Genomic DNA, 18,738 nt, shown 5'->3' with positions numbered 1-18,738 from the left:
AAAAAAGAGCTGTTCCGAAGAACAACTCTTTTGCACGGGAGGAGCGACTCGAACGCCCGACACCTGGTTTTGGAGACCAGTGCTCTACCAACTGAGCTACACCCGTATTTGAATGCGAGTGCAAATATAGTAAATCTTGAAAAACTACCTAGCAAATATGCCTATTTCGTGAAAAAAAAAATAGTGTGATTGTTTTAGAGCTCTAGAATTAAATCAATTAACTTTTCATCATGATCGAGACTCATTTTTTTGCGTAGCCGATACCGATGGTTTTCTACTCCGCGAACGGATATTCCCAATAAGGGAGCAATTTCCTTAGACGAGAGATTCATTCGCAGAAAGGCACACAAACGAAGATCTTTGGCCGTCAGTTCAGGGTACATCGACTTGATTTTATTGAGAAACTGTTCGTGTGCCCGCTCGAAGTTGGTTTCAAATAATTGCCAGTCGTCATCACTCGACATGTTTTTGTCAATTTGCCTGTTTAGGTGATTGTAATATTTATCAGGGAAACGTGTGCCCAGCTGTTCTTTTTGTTTCGATACAATTTCTTTGATTTCGAGAAGAAATTCATTCTTCTTGATGATTGACATGGTTGAGTTGGCCAGTTCTTTGCTCTTGTGCTGGATTTCGTCGCGTAATTTTTCATTTCGCAAGCGAATCAGTTCCTTTTCTCTTTTGTCGTGCGCCAGACGCTCTTTTTGGCGTGTTTGTTGAATGCCCCAAGCCCGAACCCCGAGCAATGCGGCAATGAAAAGAAGCAGATACGTGATACGCGCATAGTTTGTCAGGTACCATGGTTGAGCTACTTTGAAAGACAGCGAATGAACCTGGCTTTCATTTTCCCATTGGTCAATGGCTTTGACAAGCAGCTCGTAGTTGCCGGCTGGCAAGCGGTCAAAGTTGAAACGTGGTTCAGTCGATTTTTCTGACCAATCCTGATCTAATCCTTTTAAGTATGATTGGAAATATATGGGTTTGTGGGTAAAGTGAGGAAAGGAATAGCGTAGGTTCAGGTTGTGGTATTTGTATTTAATTAAAATTTTCTGGGAGTAGATGGACCCTCTTGTCGTTTCTCCACGGCTGGTGGTGAGCTTAAGTTCGCGTAGCTTAGGTTGAAAAGCTTCAATTACCGATGCTGTGTCGGTTACAGCCGCATCGAGCTGAGCAATTCCATTTTCTAGACATACAATGGCTTTGTTTGCTGTTAGTGGCAAAATGTTTTCATAATCTTCAATCAGCTCATTTCCCGAGAATAAGGATCTGGGGTAGGTTTTTATAGGCTCAATCGTATTATTGAAAATTTTAAATAACCCAAGTTGCTCGCCTGTGATAAACCAATAATGATGGTCAGGAGCGGCAATAATACGCTTAGAGGCTGTGAAGTCACCCAACTGTTCATTCAGAAAATCGTAAGGGAGGATGGAGTCCGCTAAATCATTGTAGGTATACAGGAGGTCTTCGGTGGTGAATACAATTCGGTTTTCAACCTTAAACACATGAACTGAGTGGTCTTTTTGAAACACAGAGTGTTCACCGTAGTAGGTTCGATTTATTACACTGTCGCGCTTTTCATTAAGCTGAAGCCTGTATATTCCACGTCGCATATGACTGGCCCAAATATCGCCCAGGTGGTCAATTTCGATGTAGCGGATCAGGTCAAAAAAACCTTTGATAACACCATCTTGCACATAGGAATCTCCTTCCTGTTTGATCCGGATAATGTTAGAATAGGTGGATTCCAGCAGGTAACCTGCTTTCATCGGGTCCTGACGAATGGAAAAGCCTCCGGACTGGTTGGAAATAAATTGGTGCTTCCCGCCTTTTATTAATAAGGTGCCAGCGTTGTGTCCTGCAAAAAGATGATTGTTAAAGGTCTGAATGTCCCAGACTTGGTCTTGTGTTTCAGGTACGAGTTCGTAGTCGGCCTGGTCATCGCTAAGGCTGCGGCTGAATAGGCCTTGGTTGGTGCCCAGGTAGATTTGATTCTCAAAAACAGCGGCATCGTATACTGCGCCAATATCGGGAAGCAGCTCAATTTTAAAGCCATTGGGACGGTCGTTTGAAATAAAATCGATGCCACTATCCAGTGCCACCCAGATATTGTTGAACTGGTCTGTTGTGATTCCGAGGACCGTGTTGTTTTGGAGCCCTTTTGAGGTGTTGTAGCTGGTTGACAAGCTGCCATCTTTTTCAAAGATAAGGATACCATCAAGTAGTGTCCCTATAATTAAACGCCCCTGCTGGTCAAAGAATCCCCGGTTCACCTCGTTTTTCTTGAAATAGTCAGTCCAGTCTGGGTTCCATTCTTCAATTGACTGACCGTCACAAATGAAAATGCCATTGGAGTTGGTCCCAAGCATGATTTGATTGTCCCCGTAAGGAAGAATAAAACGAACCATGATGCCTTTAAAAAAGGGCGACTGGATGTAGGGGACCGTTTGTCCGTTTTCTATTTTAAAAATCCCCTGATCCTGAACCGCAAGCAGGATCTCATTGCGCACACGGTGCATGGTATTGCTAAATCCGGGTAATCGGATTGCCTTAATTTGCTTGTTGCGATAAACTAAAACACTGTTGAACGAGTGAAAATAAACAGCGTCATCTTGTATGGCAATGTTCCAGAACTCTTCATTGTCTGAAAAATATTGAGCGACAAGCTCATTCAGCGAATGGTATTGTAAAAGGCCGGTGTAGTCGGTCAGCCAATAGCCCAGCTCGCGATAGCCACTAGTGTAAATCAACGAGTCGGAAACGGCCCGCACCGAACGCAGGTTAGTTTCGTTTGGAAGTTGGTAGAGTTTCCAATCCACTCCGTCAAATTCGAGCAGGCCACCATGGTTGGCAAAATAAAGAAAGCCATTAGGGCTGCGATCAACAGCCCAGTTTTGGTTGGATGCCTGGTAAGTATCTTTCGAAAAGCTCTTGATATTGGAGGCTGGTGTTCTTGCTTCCAGTTTGGCGCCGGAAATAGTCAGCTGCAGCAAAATCAGTAGGCCATAAATTGAATAGGGCACATTGTTTTTTCTCATTCTCTTTCTTGTTAAAAAACGAACAACAGCAGCAGTTTTAAAAAATGAATTGTCAGGGGATGGAGGTCACCTGGAAGGGGATTAACGATTCCCCTAATTTTTCGTATCCAAAAATAGCAATTCTATGTGTCTTGTCCTCTTTTTCTAACTAAAGAAATAATTTTGGATGGCTTTAGAAATAGGGTATTTGTTACTTTTTGTGAAAAACATGTTTTATATCATATTGTATCTGCTGAAGAAAATGTGAGAAATGTGAACAGGTTATATTCATGAAAGAAAGTTTTTTAGCGTCTTGTTTATTTATAGGTGTGAGGTAATGATGAGGGGTGAAATTGACTTCACCATGTTAAGAGAATTAGAAGTGTATGTGAATTTTTCTTAAAATCTTGCCGCAGGTGTAGATTAGCGACTCAAACTGAATCAAAAAGGTGTACTATGAAAAAACTAATGTTTCTATTTTACTTGATTTTTTCAGTTACAACTGTTTTCTCGCAGCAAAATGCGATAACAGGGAGCGTAACTGAAGCTTTAACTGGTGAGCCTATTCCCGGGGTTAGTGTTATTATAAAAGGCACGACATCTGGAACGATCACCGATTTTGATGGAAATTATACCATTGAAGCTGCCAATACAGATGTGCTTGTATTTAGCTTTGTTGGTTTAGCCGCTCAGGAAGTTGCCGTTAATAGCCGGACAATGATTAATGTTCAATTGGAAGAATCCACAGAACTTGTAGACGAAGTCGTTGTGGTTGGTTATGGCCAACTGAAGGTGAAAGACCTCACTTCATCTATTTCTACAGTAAATTCCGAAGAACTTCAAAAGACTCCATCCGGTCAGGCTATGCAAGCTTTACAAGGTAAGGTTGCCGGAATGCAGGTTGTGAGTAGTGGAGCACCTGGCGATTCCCCTACCATTCGGGTGCGTGGAATCGGATCTTATCCGGGAAGTAATAATGAAGCACCGCTTTATGTTGTTGACGGAATGTTTTTTGACAATATCGACTTTTTGAATACATCCGATATTGCTTCTATCTCTATTTTGAAAGATGCCTCGGCAGCTGCTATCTATGGTGTGCGTGCCGCTAATGGCGTTGTTCTTATTGAAACCAAATCGGGGAAAAGTAATCAGAAATCCGAAATAACTTATGATGGTTATTATGGTATTCAGGTTGCTCAAAACGTACTGAAGATGGCGAATGCCGAACAGTATACCACGATGGCTATGGAATCAGGCTCTCAAACAGATATTGATAATATTTATAAAGCCATGCAACGTTATGGCCGGAGCCGGATTAATCCCAATGTACCTGACGTGAATACTGATTGGTACGATGAGATTATGCGTGTTGCTCCCATTCAGAATCATAGTTTGAATGTGGCTGGAGGAAGCGATAAAGCGACCTACGCAATAGGAACCAGCTACTTTGGGCAGGAAGGTATTCTGGATATGAAAAACGAGTATGAGCGTTTTAACCTGCGTTCGAAAGTTGATTTTAAAGCGACAGATTGGTTCACCATTGGTGGAAACATGATTTTTAGTAACGCGACTAAATATGGTCAGGAATCAAGTGCCTGGAGTATGGCTTACTGGGCCGTACCAATTTTGCCTGTTTATGACGAATTGAACACGGAGGCTTGGCCAACTAACTACGCCAGCGCCGAGCACCTTGGTTATCGTGGTGGCCAGAACCCCTTTGCGGCAATCGACTTCAATAACCATCAGCTGAAAATTCGTAAGGTTTTGGCTAACTTCTACGCCAAGGTGGATTTGATTCCGGAAAAACTATCGTTTAAAACAAGCTATAACCACAACTTGACCTCGTTGAATAACCGGGATGTGGCTTTGCCCTATTTTATAAGCACCAACTTTAAACGGGTTGATGCGACTCTGACGAAGAGAAGTGAAACGTATTCGAACCAGATTTGGGATAATGTTTTGACTTACGATGATAGTTATGAGAAGCACAAATGGACCGTCATGGCTGGTACATCATTTCGTGACGAGGCTTATGATATGCTGACTGCTCAGGGAGTGAACTTCCCCGTTGATCAGGAAGAAGCGTGGTACATTAGCCAGTCAGACTTGGCTAACATTCCTACTACAGCAGTGCGCGATGGGGGAAGCAGGCAGTATGGAATCTCTTATTTTGGACGAGTTTCGTATAATTTTAACGACCGTTATCTGCTGTATGGTACAATGCGTGCTGACGGAAGTTCAAAATACCAGGAGAAATGGGGTTACTTTCCAACGGTTGGTGCTGGATGGGTTGTTTCAGAAGAGAGCTTCATGGAAAACCTGCAAGTGATTGACTTTCTGAAATTGCGTGCGAGTTGGGGACAGCTTGGAAACGACAAAATACAAGCCAGTGATGGTGCCTCCACAACAAATGTTGTGACAACTGCTTTTGATGATATCTTGTATAGCGGAACAACAACTGCAAGTACTTATTCTTCTTTAGAGTGGGAGGTGACGGAAGAAGCCAATATCGGACTTTCATCTCAGCTATTTGATAGCCGTTTGTCCGTTGAAGCTGACTACTATATTCGTGATACAAAAAATGCTGCTATTCGCGTGAAAATTCCTTCAACAGGAAACAGCGTATTGCGTAATGTAGGGGTGGTTCGTAACTCCGGCTTTGAGTTAGCAATGAACTGGAATGATGAAATTACTAAAGATTTGAGCTATTCGGTTGGAGCCAACATTTCAACACTGAAAAATGAGGTTCGTGATTTGTATGGACAGCCTTATATTGATGGAGGTTCAGCTGAATTCCGCCAGCGTTCAATGGTAGGTGAGTCTTTGTTGGCTTTCTTTGGTTATGAGGTTGCCGGTGTTTATCAGAATGATGAGCAAATTCAAGCCGATCCGGCTGCTGTTGCCAACAACCTTGTTCCTGGTGATTTTATTTACCGCGATCAAAATGGCGATAATGTTATTAATGATGATGACCGCGTGGTACTGGGATCTTACTTTCCAACCTTTATGTATGGCGCCAACTTGGGGCTTAACTATAAGAAGATTGAGTTCTCTGCCAGTTTTGTTGGACAGTCAGGAAACAAAATTCTTAACCGTAAACGTGGTGAAGTAATCTGGACTCCTGATTATAATATGGATGCGGATCTTGCTATTAACCGCTGGCATGGTGAAGGAACTACCAATAAGTATCCCTCTTCAGCAGGATTGAGAAAAGGATGGAATCAAAAAATGAGCTCGTTCTTTGTTGAAGATGGTTCATTCTGGCGCATTCAAAACATTCAGGTAGCATATAATTTCGATAATAAGAAATTGTTTGGAACAGAAATGCCAAACACCAAAATTACGTTAACGGCCGATCGTCCGTTAACGGTATTCAACTACAACGGATTCAATCCTGAAGTGGCAGATGGGATTGATCGTCAAACGTATCCTATTCCTGCTACCTACACCATTGGGTTGAATGTTAAATTTTAATCGATTAAAAAGCAAAAAAATATGAAACTAAGAAAATATACCATCAAGCTCGCTGTTTTGGGTGCCGTTTTGATTGGCACAGCAGCTTGTCATGACTTGCTTGACAATCCGGCAGAGAATAAATCCTTCACTGAGGAAACAGATTACACGAAGAGTGAAGATATGATTTTGCCCTTGATTGGAGCTTACGCTGAATTTAATACCAGAGGCTGGGAAGACTTTCCATTAATTTCAGTACGTGGAGATGATGTTAATCATGGTGGATTGGGCGATCAGCAGGACTTTGCAGAAGCTGATAAATTCAATTATAACAAAGATTTCTGGATGTTTAACTCCATTTGGCAAAACCTTTATGCTGACATCTTTGATGCACATTCAGCCATGGAGCAGATTGAGCTGTATAAGGAATTTGCCAGCAATCAGGCTACAGCTGACCAGTATATTGCCGAGGCCAAAACGCTTCGTGCCTGGCTGTTATTTCAATTGTCTCGTGTTTGGGGCGATGTGTTTATTACAACAACCTCAGACCCATCTGACTTACTGGTGTTGGACGTATCAACAAAGGCAGAGGTGATGCAACACATTTCGGATCAAATGGATGAAGCGATTTCCAATTTGCCTGCGGTGCATCCTAATGAGCGTGCCGACATTCCTGGAGGAGTGACAAAATATACGGCTTTGGCCATTAAGGCAATGGCTAACCTGGAGTTGAAAAATTATCAGGGCGTTGCCGATGCCACTTCACAAATCATTAGTTCTGGTAAATTTTCATTGGACCCCGATTTTTATAATCTCTTTAAGATTCCGGGAAAATTGAACGATGAAAATCTGATGGAGTTGCAATTTTCTGACTTTGGGCAAGCTTCCGGAGATGACAAAACCTACGATTTTGAATTCTTTGGACCACAAGGATGGACGCCTAAGGTTGCCGGTGCCGGCAGCGGGTGGGGTTTTTATGAGCCTAGTTTGAAGTGGATTAAGTTTATGCTGGATCGTGGAGAAAGAACACGTCTGGAAACCAGTGTGCTATTTACCAATAGAGGAATTGCCGAGATTAAGAAAGATCCGAATTACAACACCTTGCCCGGTTGGATTTCGAATACCACTCCGTCGGGTGATGTGATTAATGACTTTTCAAGAGCCTTGTTTTCCAGTGGGAAGCACTATTTGCCTTCTGACCAGCTAACGCCTGGACGGACTCGCTATGGTACAAACAAGAACTTGATTGTTATTCGCTATGCTGAAATTCTACTTATGCATGCCGAAGCGCTAACTCAAGGTGCAACCAGTTCTGCCATGACTGCAGATGCTGCCGTTAATGCTGTTCGCGCACGCGCCGGACTTGGGAATTTATCTGGGGTGACTCACCAGCAAGTAATGGATGAGAAGTTTGCAGAGTTGGCTATGGAGTGGGGAATTCGCTATTATGATATGGCAAGGCTCGGAGAATATGGTGAGCTGAGCTATGAAGGACGCTCGTTCTCTGAAGACCTGATTTATTTGCCTTATCCGCAAAATCAGTTGGATTTGTTACCTAACCTTGGAAATGCTCAAGAATAACCTTCACTTTAAATTGAAATAGAATGAAACGATTACATAATATATTAGTTGGACTGCTGGTCATCTTTGCAGTTGCTTGTAATGAAGGGATCGATCCGATCAGTAAAGTGGATCCCGGAACGGATGCGTCGGCTCCGGTAATTACTATTAACTCTCCGGCTGAAGGCTATCAAATGAAAGTGCCGGAAGCAACAGCTCCTGTTACCATTGATTTTGAAGCGACTGATGATATCGAATTAGTTACTGTAGTGGTCAAAATCAATGGAGTGGAAATTGCCAGTTATTCCAATCTCAAGGATTATCGCCGGTTAGTTGTTGGAGACCTGATTTTTGATAATGTCACCAACGGAGCACATGTGCTTGAGATTGTAGCGACAGATCTGGAAGGGAAAACCACCACTTCGTCCGTAAATTTTGAAAAGGTTTCTCCTTATAATCGAATGTATAATGGTGAAGTGTTTTACATGCCATTTGATGGCGATTTTATGGAGCTGATTAGTTTTCAGACTGCAGACAAAGTGGGAACTCCCGGATTTGCAGACGAAGCAGTATTGGGAGGTAAAGCGTATAAAAATGCAACCGATTCGTACATCACCTTCCCGATGGATGAGCTGAAAAGCGATGAGTTCAGTGCGGCATTCTGGTATTACCTCGATCCCAATCAACCTAAGGCAGGTGTTTTGAGTGTGGGGGCTGAGCCAGAAAACCGGATGCAGGGATTTCGTTTGTTCCGTGAATTGGACGATGCCACGCAGAAACAAAGGTTTAAACTAAATGTGGGTACTGGTACCGGCGAGAGCTGGAACGATGGTGGATTGCTGGATCCGGCAGCAGGCGAATGGGTGCATATTGCCGTTACAATTTCTCAAACGAAGAATACCATTTATTTCAACGGAGCTGAAATCATGTCTGCAGATATGGCTGGCGTGATTGACTGGACCGGCTGCGAGGCAATTACAATTGGCGCTGGCGGTAAGACTTTTAGTTATTGGGACCACCTGTCAGACTATAGTATGATGGATGAAATGCGGTTTTTTGATAAGGCGCTGACATCATCTGAAATTCAGCAAATCATTTTCAATGACATTCCTTATGAACCCAAATACAATGGCGAAGTGTTCTACATGCCTTTCGAAGGGAGCACGAAAGACTTGGTATCCGACATGGAAGCAACGGTGGTGGGAGTACCCGATTTTGCCAATGGAGCTAAAGGCCAGGCTTATGCCGGCGCTGAAGATGCTTATTTGACTTTCCCGGCTGATGAATTGAAAGCCGACGAGTTTAGTGCTGTGTTCTGGTATTTTCTGGATCCGACGCAGGAGAAAGCCGGTGTTTTGAGCATTGGTGCTGAAGCTGAAAATCGTCAGCAAGGATTCCGCCTATTCCGCGAACTAGATAACGATTCCCAACAACAGCGTTTCAAACTGAATGTGGGGATCGGTGACGGTGAAAGCTGGAATGATGGAGGTTTGGTTGACGCTTCTGCCGGAGAATGGGTAAATATTGCGATTACCATTTCGCAAACAAAAAATACCATTTATTTGGATGGAACTGAGGTTCGTTCATCGGATATGGCCGCGGGTATCGATTGGACCGGCTGCGATGCGATTACAATTGGCGCGGGTGGCGAGACCTTTAGCTACTGGGGCCATTTGTCTGACCTCAGCCTGGTAGATGAATTGCGCATGTTTAACAAAGCCTTGACGCAAGCCGAAATCCAGGCCATCATCGATACTGAAAATTAGTAAAAATATAGTTTAGTTAGGTTTCTTTTAAGTATGAAAGGCTGCTTGGGAGTTTCGGGCAGCCTTCATCTTAAAAGTTAATTTCTACCAGAAGGTAAGTTTTGTTTCTCCGAAGCTTAAAAAGTTCAATGGGGAATAAAGGCATTTTTTTCTTACATATTCAGTCGGGTTTCTTATCCAACTCTCTGAGCTGAGGAAAATAGAACAAAGATAAAATACGTGCAATGAAACATTTAATTATAGGTGGCTTATTATTGTTGTTGGGAGTATCATGTACCAATGCGCCCGAGGAGGCAAATTCCAATGCTGACTTGTCAGATACTCAACTGCTGGATACCATTCAATATCAGACTTTCCAATATTTCTGGGAAGGGGCCGAGCCTAACTCGGGCATGGCACGCGAGCGCATCCACATGGATGGAGTTTACCCACAGAACGATCAGGATGTGATTACGCTTGGTGGCTCGGGTTTTGGCGTAATGGCTATTTTGGTTGGAATTGAACGTGGGTATATTACTCGCGAGCAAGCCTTGGAGCGTTACCTGCGAATTATTGAATTTCTGGGGAAAGCTGATCGTTTTCACGGAGTTTGGCCGCATTGGCTGGAAGGAAAAACCGGCAAAGCAAAGCCATTTAGCAAAAAGGATGATGGCGGAGATCTGGTTGAAACAGCTTTCATGATTCAGGGGCTTTTAACCGTAGCCGAATACTTTAAAGACGGGAGTGCCGAAGAAAAACAGCTGGTTGCTGATATTAACCAATTGTGGGAAGAAGTCGAGTGGGACTGGTATACTAAAGGAGGCGAAGATGTGCTTTACTGGCATTGGTCTCCAAACTACGGATGGGATATGAACATGCCGATTAGTGGGTATAACGAATGCCTGGTTATGTATGTGCTGGCCGCTTCCTCTCCAACGCACGCCATTCAGCCCGAAGCTTACCATAAAGGCTGGGCGCAGAACGGTGCTATTGCTAACGATACGGTTTATTACGGATTGAATACGGTTCTGAACTTCTATGGAAATGGAAATGAACCTACCGGACCAATGTTTTGGGCACATTATTCCTACTTGGGACTGAACCCGAAAGGCTTGTCTGATAAGTACGGAGACTATTGGCAGCTGAACCAAAATCAGGCCATGATTCACTATAAATACGCCGTGGACAACCCGAAAGGCTTTGAAGGGTATGGTGAAAATCAGTGGGGATTTACATCCAGCTATTCGGTGGATGGTTATTCTGGTCATCATCCTGGCGATGCCGACCTGGGCGTTATTACTCCCACGGCTGCCTTATCTTCTTTTCCCTACACCCCAAAAGAATCGATGCAAATGCTGAGGTATTTATATATTGAAGCCGATTCGCTTGTTGGCAAATACGGCCCTTATGATGCATACAGCGTTTCAGCCAACTGGTTGTTGCCACGATACCTGGCGATTGATCAGGGACCCATACCGGTGATGATTGAAAATTACCGCAGCGGTTTGTTGTGGAATTTATTCATGAAAAATGAAGACGTACAATATGGTTTGAATCGATTAGGATTTAGCCATAACTAATACAGAGTGGGAGGATGATCGATGTGTTTGGGTGACTGAATATGTCTTTAGGGATATCCTCCCTTTAATTACTTCTTTTGATTTGTAATGTATTGAGTGTGGATTGCAAACATAAACCTTGAGGCAATGAGACTTTATGGAATAATACGATGGATTGCGCTAATGTCGCTTACTTTTGTTATAACCGTAAGAGCGAGTAGTGCACAGGAATTTGTTTTTTTTAGCGAAGGAACAGATCTGACGTTTTACGACCAAGGTTTGGTTGATGTAGCGAACTTGGGAGAGAGCTCTTTCGAATATGCCCATCCTCCGAATGCGCCTCAGTATAATGATAAGATTCCTTGTTTAGGCACGGCCTATAAGGGACAAACGGCATTGAAGTTTAACTACACTTCTGCTGAAGCGGGGAACTGGAAAGTTCGAATATATCGCCCCGGATGGGACTTGGCTAATGTTTTATCATTGGACTCAATCGCATGCTATGTATATACTGAAAACGAATTACCAAAATCGGCACTGCCACTCATTGGTTTGCGCACTGCTAAAGTAAGCGGAGGTGATGGCGATTCGAAACTTTATTCCCTGAGTGATTTTAATGCAGCCATTCCTGCTCAGCAGTGGACACGTCTTGCATTTCCTTTAAATGAAATTACAAGTGATTCCGAGAATGCATCGCTTGATTTCACACAAGTGAAAGCCATCGTTTTTAATCAATCGGAGCAGAATGGACTTTCCCGTCTACTGCTGATTGATGAAATCAGTGTTTTTAAGAGTCTGGAGCAAGTTCCTCGAATTGAAGACTTACAGGTTGTTGGTTATGATAGCCATGTTGATTTAAGCTGGAGCGCACCTGCAACAGGTTTGACATATAAAATTTATGCCTCCTTTGACGGCGGTGAAAACTATACATTACGTCAGGAAACAACAGAGAACAATTACCTCGATTTTGTGCCTGCAGAAGGCAAAAACACAAGGGTGCACTATCGGATAACAAGTAACTATCAGGGGATCGAATCAGACCCGGTTGAAGGGGCTGCATCGGTTCGTGATTTTTCCGATGATGAACTGCTGGATATGGTTCAGGCCTACACCTTCAACTATTTTTGGGATGGTGCTCATCAAGCGACCGGAATGGCCTTGGAGCGATCCAATGGAAATGACCTTACGGCTGCATCGGGTGCTACCGGTATGGGGGTGATGGCTATGATTGTGGCTCATGAACGGGAGTATCGTCCACGGAGTGAGATAAAAGACAGGATTTTAATGATTCTGGATTTTCTGGAGAATTGCGAGCGTCACCATGGGGCTTGGTCACACTGGTATAATGCGGATACTTATCAAAGTCAGGCCTTCACGCCCGATGATGATGGTGGCGATTTGGTTGAAACCAGTTTTGTCGCTCAGGCACTGATTGCGTTGAGAAACTATTTTCAGGATGGCGATTCCAGGTCGCAGGAAATACGCGAAAAAGCCACCGCCTTGTGGAACGAAATTGAATGGAGCTGGTATCAGCAAGACGGACAGCAAGTTCTTACCTGGCACTGGTCTCCAAGCATCGGGTTTCAGAAAAACATGAAGGTAAGTGGTTGGAATGAAGGTTTGGTAACTTATGTCATGGCAGCTTCATCGCCCACTTATGCAATTAGCAAAGAAGTATACGAGCAGGGATGGGCCAGAAATGGAAGTATGGTCAATCCAAGGACTTTCTACAATTATGAAATTAGTCTGTCGCCGGACTGGGGTGGACCGCTTTTTTGGATCCACTATGCGCATCTTGGAATTAATCCCAATGGGCTGAAGGATCAATATGCCGATTATTGGAAGGAACATGTCAATACTGCACGCATTCATTATGCTTATGCAGTAGATAATCCTCTGAATTTTGCAAGTTATGGTAGTCAGTGCTGGGGTCTCACCGCCAGCGACGATCCACAGGGTTATACAGCTCATCAACCAATGAGTAATGATAATGGAACGATTAGTCCAACGGCGGCTTTGGCAAGTATGCCTTATACGCCTGAAGAATCCTTGCATGCACTGAAATATTTCTATCGCAAGCGTGGTCAGGATTTGTTTGGAAAGTACGGTCCGTACGATGCGTTTAATGATGAAGTGGGCTGGGTTCAAGAAGCCTATATCGGGATTGATCAAGGCCCCATCGTGGTAATGCTGGAAAATTACCGGACGGGACTTTTGTGGGACTTGGTGATGCAGGATGAAGACTTGCGCTCAGGTTTGGATAAACTTGGATTTCAGTATCAGTTTGCGACTGATGTGGATGATCCTGTAAAAACGGAAGCCTTTCGATTCTATCCCAACCCGGCTCAGGATCGGATCTATATTTCCAGTGGAGAGTTTTTTCAGAATAAACCACTTTTACTTCATGCTTATTCGATGGATGGTCGAATGGTTTGGTCTGAGCATATTCAAAATACATCCAAGTTGGTTGAATTGGATTGTTCTGGCCTTGAAGATGGCTTATATCTGATTCGACTACAGAATGAGACTCAGGTAAAGCAGACCAAAGTACTGATAAAGCATTGATGACGATTACGGTGTAGGTTCAGCTATTATAATGACATACAATGAAGATTAGAAGAGTAATTCAACGATTGGCCATAGCAACTATTCTTTTTGCAGCAAGTGTAGGGAATGGAAATGCGCAGTCCATGGGATACAAAACGTATTGTAACCCGATGGATATTGATTATACATATATGGTCTATAATTCCAGTAAAAATATTTCATACCGTTCAGGAGCCGATCCGGCTGTGGTTGAATTCCGTGGGGAATATTATATGTTCGTAACCCGTTCATTCGGCTACTGGCATTCTACCGATTTAATAAACTGGAATTTTATAAAACCGGCACAATGGTTTTTCGAAGGGTGTAATGCTCCCACAGCTTTCAACTACAAAGATTCGGTGATTTACTTTGCCGGCGATCCTGCGGGCTACGGAAGTATTTTATATTCGGACGATCCGAAAAGTGGCAAATGGACACCAACAGCATCTATTTCCAATAACATTCAGGATTCTGAATTATTCATCGATGATGACGGGAAAACTTATCTGTATTGGGGATCATCCAATGTGCATCCGATACGGGTGAAAGAATTGAATAAGAACGACCGCATGCTGGAAACAGGAGTCAAAAAGGATTTGATCAACCTGAACGAAGAAGAACATGGCTGGGAGCGATTTGGTGAAAATAACTTCCATCCAACCCTGAAAGAAGGGTATATGGAAGGAGCTTCAATGACCAAACACAATGGAAAATATTACCTGCAATATGCAGCTCCGGGCACGCAGTTTAATGTGTATGGTGATGGCGTTTATGTTGGCGATTCTCCGCTGGGACCATTCTCTTACATGAAAAATAATCCTATGAGCTTCAAGCCGGGAGGCTTTACCAATGGAGCCGGACATGGGATAACTGTGAAACAAACCAATGGACAGTATTGGCACTTTGGAACCATGGCTCTTGCATCGAACTCGCATTGGGAGCGCCGCTTGTGCATGTTCCCAACTTATTTCGATGACGAAGGCCTGATGCATTCCAATACGCATTACGGTGACTATCCACGATTCGGACCGGATCATCCGACTAAGGCTGGTCAGCATTGTGGCTGGATGCTGTTGTCCTATCGTGGCAAAACAACGGTTTCCTCTTCGCTGATGCAGATCAGAAAGAGTACATCTACCGATAATGATTTTGATATCACCAATATGCCATTGGTGAAAAACAGTGTGGGGGAAATTACCTCAGAAGTGTTGACTGATGAAAGTCCAAAATCCTTCTGGGTGGCAGATGCAAACGATGATCAGCAATGGATAAAAATCGAGATGCTTCAACCCGGAATGGTGGATGCCATTCAATTGAATTTTCATGATCATGAGTCGGGAATTTATACACGCACAGAAGGTTTGCGCCATCGCTTTGCCATTGAAGTGTCAGAAAATGGAGAAGACTGGAAAACGGTGGTGGACCGAAGCAAGAGTTACAAGGATTCTCCCAATGCTTACATCGTGCTAAATCAGCCACAAAAAGCTCGTTTTATTCGGTATAAAAACATTGAAGTTCCGGGCAACAACTTGGCCATGTCTGAAATCCGTGTGTTTGGAACCGGCTTTGGTAAAAAGCCTTCAAAAGTAAAAGCATTTGAGGTTCAGCGTCACGATGATAGAAGGGATGCCTCCATTCGCTGGAAAAAGGTAGATGGGGCACAAGGGTACACTATTCGTTGGGGAATTGCCCCGGGGAAGCTGTATAGCTCCTGGTTGCTTTATGGCGAGAATGAACTGCTGATGCGCTGCCTCGATAGAAATACAAGTTACTACATGAGTATTGAGGCATTTAATGAGAACGGAATTTCAGAACAAACGAAAGAAATTAAAATAGAATAAAATAAGCAAGTATGAAAAAGATAGTTTACTTGATTGCTGCTGTTTCCTTAATGGTTTCCTGTCAGCAGCAAACAGTCGAAACGGAGCAGGATCGCTTTGTTAGTGAGTTGATGAGCCGGATGACCTTGGAAGAGAAAATTGGTCAGTTGAACCTTATTACTCCCGGAGGTGGTATTCCAACAGGTTCGGTAGTGAGTACCGGAGTGGAGGAGAAAGTTAAAGCCGGAAAGGTGGGCGGAATCTTTGGCATCTACGGTCCGGAGAAAGTTCGGCAGGCACAAACGTTAGCTGTTGAAGAGAGTCGGTTGGGTATTCCCATGCTTTTTGGTTCCGATATTATTCATGGTTACAAAACAACTTTCCCTATTCCTCTCGGATTGTCAGGGAGTTGGGATCTCGAGTTGATTGAAGAAACTGCCCGCATGGCCGCCAAAGAGGCTACGGCTGACGGAATTTTTTGGAACTTTTCGCCCATGGTTGATATAGCCCGCGATCCACGCTGGGGACGAGTGGCCGAAGGGGCCGGTGAAGATGCCTACCTTGGCTCTCAAGTGGCTAAAGCCATGGTTCGAGGTTATCAAGGCGATGATTTGGGCAGTTCTACAACTATGATGGCGACTGTTAAGCATATGGCGCTTTACGGAGCTTCTGAGGCCGGACGCGATTATAATACAGTGGATATGAGCCGGCAGCGAATGTTTAATGATTATCTGCCTCCCTACAAAGCTGCAGTTGACGCTGGCGTTGGTTGTGTTATGTCGTCTTTTAATGATGTCGATGGAATTCCGGCTACTGGAAATAAGTGGTTGCTGACAGATTTATTACGTAGTCAGTGGGGATTTGATGGTTTTGTGGTTTCTGATTATACTTCAGTGAATGAAATGATTGCGCACGGTCTTGGAGACTTGCAGGCTGTTTCAGCTCTGTCGCTTAAGGCTGGGCTCGACATGGATATGGTTGGTGAAGGATTTCTGACCACCCTTGAAAAGTCGTTGGAAGAAGGAAAGATTAGTGAAGAAGACATCAATACAGCCTGTCGTCGGGTGCTGGAGGCTAAATATAAATTGGGATTGTTCGAAGATCCTTACCGTTATAATGATATCACTCGTCCTGTAAAGGATATTTTGACGGAAGAAAACAGGGCGCTAGCTCGCAAGGCGGCAGCTCATTCGTTTGTTTTGTTGAAAAATGAAAAAGAGGTTTTGCCTTTGGAGAAAACGGGAACCATTGCCTTGGTTGGTCCACTGGCCAATAGTAAGAACAATATGCTTGGAACCTGGGCGCCGACAGGTAATCCTCAGCTCTCCATTGCGGTGTTGGAGGGAATAAAAAATGCGGCAGGTAAGGGCGTGAGAATCCTGCATGCTAAAGGAGCTAATATTTCAGATGATCCAGAATTTGCAAAAAAGATCAATGTGTTTGGTCCTCGCATCGAAATCGACGAACGCTCTCCTGAAACCCTGCTGAAAGAAGCACTGGCTATTTCAGCTCGGGCCGATGTTATTGTTGCGGTTGTCGGCGAAGCCAGTGAAATGAGTGGCGAATCTTCCAGTCGAACGAATTTATTGCTTCCCGAAAGTCAGAAAAGGTTGGTAAGGGAATTGGCAAAAACCGGAAAACCACTGGTGTTAGTGACCATGAGTGGTCGCCCGCTAGCCTTGGTGGAAGAGAACGAACTGGCCACAGCGATGCTTCAAACATGGCATCCTGGTATTGAAGCCGGAAATGCCATTGCTGACGTGTTGTTTGGCGCGTATAACCCTTCGGGTAAGCTGACGATGACATTCCCTCGAAATGTCGGGCAGGTTCCTATATATTATAGCCATCGTGCTACCGGAAGGCCGCAGGAGGGCGATGAATTCACCAAGTTCAAGTCAAACTACCTGGATGTTTCAAATACTCCGTTGTTCCCATTTGGCTATGGTTTGAGTTATACTGATTTTGAATATAAAAACCTTAGCTTGAGTGTGGATGTGTTGACTGCTGCAGAAGTGCTTGATGTTTCGGTAGAGCTGACCAATACCGGTGATTACGATGGAGAAGAAGTCGTTCAGCTTTATGTGCGCGATTTGGTGGCTTCGGTAACACGACCAGTAAAAGAATTGAAAGGTTTTAAAAAAGTGTGGTTGAAAAAAGGCGAAACGAAAACTATTCGCTTTAAACTGACAGCTGACGAATTGGCTTTTTATAATTTCAACTTGGAGCGCGTCGCTGAATCTGGCGAATTTCAGGTGTTTGTGGGAGCTGACTCGAATGCCGCTCTGCAGCAGGTATTTACTTTCGTAGAGTAGCACAGGGAAAACAAGTTGGCTAAGTATGAGGAATCATCCTGTGCCTGACTAATTCTGTATAGAGCCTAAGCCTACTAAATTAATAAATACGCAAACGATCCCTGATAGCAGGATATAGGTGTGGTTACGGGGAACACTTCGGTATGCTTGTATCAATGATAGGCAATTAGTCAGCGCTTTGAGTGAGTTATAGAATCGAAAAAGGCGGATCAAGAATTTATTTAGAAGCAGAAGGAGAGAGGGCTTATTAGAGAGAGAGAAGAACGGAGGCCAATTTTATATTGAGCCTCCTTTTTGAATTTATATGGTTAGGGCAATAGGCTCTCTTTTCTTATTTGGACTTTGAGGCAGATCCGAGATATCTCTGCTGTGCGACATGGGGTGTTATTTTGAACTTTCAATAACGAGTCAGCCTGTGCCTTGGAAAGCTGTGACTATTGCTTTAAACTAATCGCATTGTGGTTAAGGCTGCCTTGGTTAAACGAAATTTAAGGCTGGTATAAATAAAAAAAAGCTGTAAGCGAATTGCTTACAGCTTTTTTGATGGTCTGCGGAGAGAGAGGGATTCGAACCCCCGGATCCGTGAAGATCAACGGTTTTCAAGACCGCCGCATTCGACCACTCTGCCATCTCTCCATGGGTATGGCGGCAAAAGTATATGAATTTTTTGAAACACAACTGATTTTTTAGGA

General features: G+C 43.7%; 8 protein-coding genes and 2 tRNA genes. 7 read left to right on the top strand and 3 right to left on the bottom strand.

The genetic code is table 11. The features are described from left to right. Positions 1 to 33 precede the first annotated feature (33 nt). Together ACUNWA_RS08145 and ACUNWA_RS08140 are read right to left on the bottom strand one after the other, a co-directional pair. Positions 34 to 106, bottom strand: a tRNA-Trp gene (locus tag ACUNWA_RS08145). Between the two features lie 88 nt (positions 107 to 194). After that, a complete protein-coding gene (locus ACUNWA_RS08140; RefSeq protein WP_445591398.1) occupies positions 195 to 3,032 on the bottom strand; it encodes a triple tyrosine motif-containing protein in 2,838 nt (945 codons plus the stop codon). Positions 3,033 to 3,467: 435 nt separating this feature from the next. Here ACUNWA_RS08140 and ACUNWA_RS08135 point away from each other — a divergent pair, with 435 nt between their 5' ends. The 7 genes from ACUNWA_RS08135 (at position 3,468) to bglX (ending at position 18,046) form a co-directional block, all read left to right on the top strand. Further along, on the top strand, positions 3,468 to 6,485 hold the full coding sequence (locus tag ACUNWA_RS08135) for a SusC/RagA family TonB-linked outer membrane protein (RefSeq protein WP_445591397.1): 3,018 nt from the start codon (positions 3,468 to 3,470) through the stop codon (positions 6,483 to 6,485). A 21-nt stretch (positions 6,486 to 6,506) separates the two neighbouring features. Further along, positions 6,507 to 8,045, top strand: a complete 1,539-nt coding sequence (locus ACUNWA_RS08130; protein WP_445591396.1) for a RagB/SusD family nutrient uptake outer membrane protein — start codon at positions 6,507 to 6,509, stop codon at positions 8,043 to 8,045. A 23-nt stretch (positions 8,046 to 8,068) separates the two neighbouring features. Next, positions 8,069 to 9,790 (top strand): LamG-like jellyroll fold domain-containing protein, encoded by a 1,722-nt coding sequence (locus ACUNWA_RS08125; protein ID WP_445591395.1) that lies wholly within the window; start codon positions 8,069 to 8,071, stop codon positions 9,788 to 9,790. Positions 9,791 to 10,014: 224 nt separating this feature from the next. Beyond that, positions 10,015 to 11,349 (top strand): glucoamylase family protein, encoded by a 1,335-nt coding sequence (locus tag ACUNWA_RS08120; protein WP_445591394.1) that lies wholly within the window; start codon positions 10,015 to 10,017, stop codon positions 11,347 to 11,349. A 126-nt stretch (positions 11,350 to 11,475) separates the two neighbouring features. Further along, positions 11,476 to 13,893, top strand: a complete 2,418-nt coding sequence (locus ACUNWA_RS08115) for a glucoamylase family protein (protein WP_445591393.1) — start codon at positions 11,476 to 11,478, stop codon at positions 13,891 to 13,893. A gap of 41 nt (positions 13,894 to 13,934) precedes the next feature. Beyond that, positions 13,935 to 15,755, top strand: coding sequence for a family 43 glycosylhydrolase (locus ACUNWA_RS08110; RefSeq protein WP_445591392.1), 1,821 nt, complete (start codon positions 13,935 to 13,937; stop codon positions 15,753 to 15,755). 11 nt (positions 15,756 to 15,766) lie between these two features. Next, positions 15,767 to 18,046, top strand: a complete 2,280-nt coding sequence (gene bglX, locus ACUNWA_RS08105) for a beta-glucosidase BglX (protein WP_445591391.1) — start codon at positions 15,767 to 15,769, stop codon at positions 18,044 to 18,046. A gap of 551 nt (positions 18,047 to 18,597) precedes the next feature. Here the strand turns inward: bglX and ACUNWA_RS08100 are convergent. Beyond that, positions 18,598 to 18,682 (bottom strand) — tRNA-Ser (locus ACUNWA_RS08100). Between the last annotated feature and the right edge of the window lie 56 nt (positions 18,683 to 18,738).

Source organism: Sunxiuqinia sp. sy24 (assembly GCF_052677165.1).
The sequence above is the reverse complement of the archived record's forward strand: the minus strand, read 5'-3'. Positions and strand labels throughout refer to the sequence as shown.

Excerpts from the sequence above, each read along its gene's own strand:
- ACUNWA_RS08140 (WP_445591398.1), bottom strand. The coding sequence starts at position 3,032 with ATGAGAAAAAACAATGTGCCCTATTCAATTTATGGCCTACTGATTTTG.
- ACUNWA_RS08135 (WP_445591397.1), top strand. The coding sequence starts at position 3,468 with ATGAAAAAACTAATGTTTCTATTTTACTTGATTTTTTCAGTTACAACT.
- ACUNWA_RS08130 (WP_445591396.1), top strand. The coding sequence starts at position 6,507 with ATGAAACTAAGAAAATATACCATCAAGCTCGCTGTTTTGGGTGCCGTT.
- ACUNWA_RS08125 (WP_445591395.1), top strand. The coding sequence starts at position 8,069 with ATGAAACGATTACATAATATATTAGTTGGACTGCTGGTCATCTTTGCA.
- ACUNWA_RS08120 (WP_445591394.1), top strand. The coding sequence starts at position 10,015 with ATGAAACATTTAATTATAGGTGGCTTATTATTGTTGTTGGGAGTATCA.
- ACUNWA_RS08115 (WP_445591393.1), top strand. The coding sequence starts at position 11,476 with ATGAGACTTTATGGAATAATACGATGGATTGCGCTAATGTCGCTTACT.
- ACUNWA_RS08110 (WP_445591392.1), top strand. The coding sequence starts at position 13,935 with ATGAAGATTAGAAGAGTAATTCAACGATTGGCCATAGCAACTATTCTT.
- bglX (WP_445591391.1), top strand. The coding sequence starts at position 15,767 with ATGAAAAAGATAGTTTACTTGATTGCTGCTGTTTCCTTAATGGTTTCC.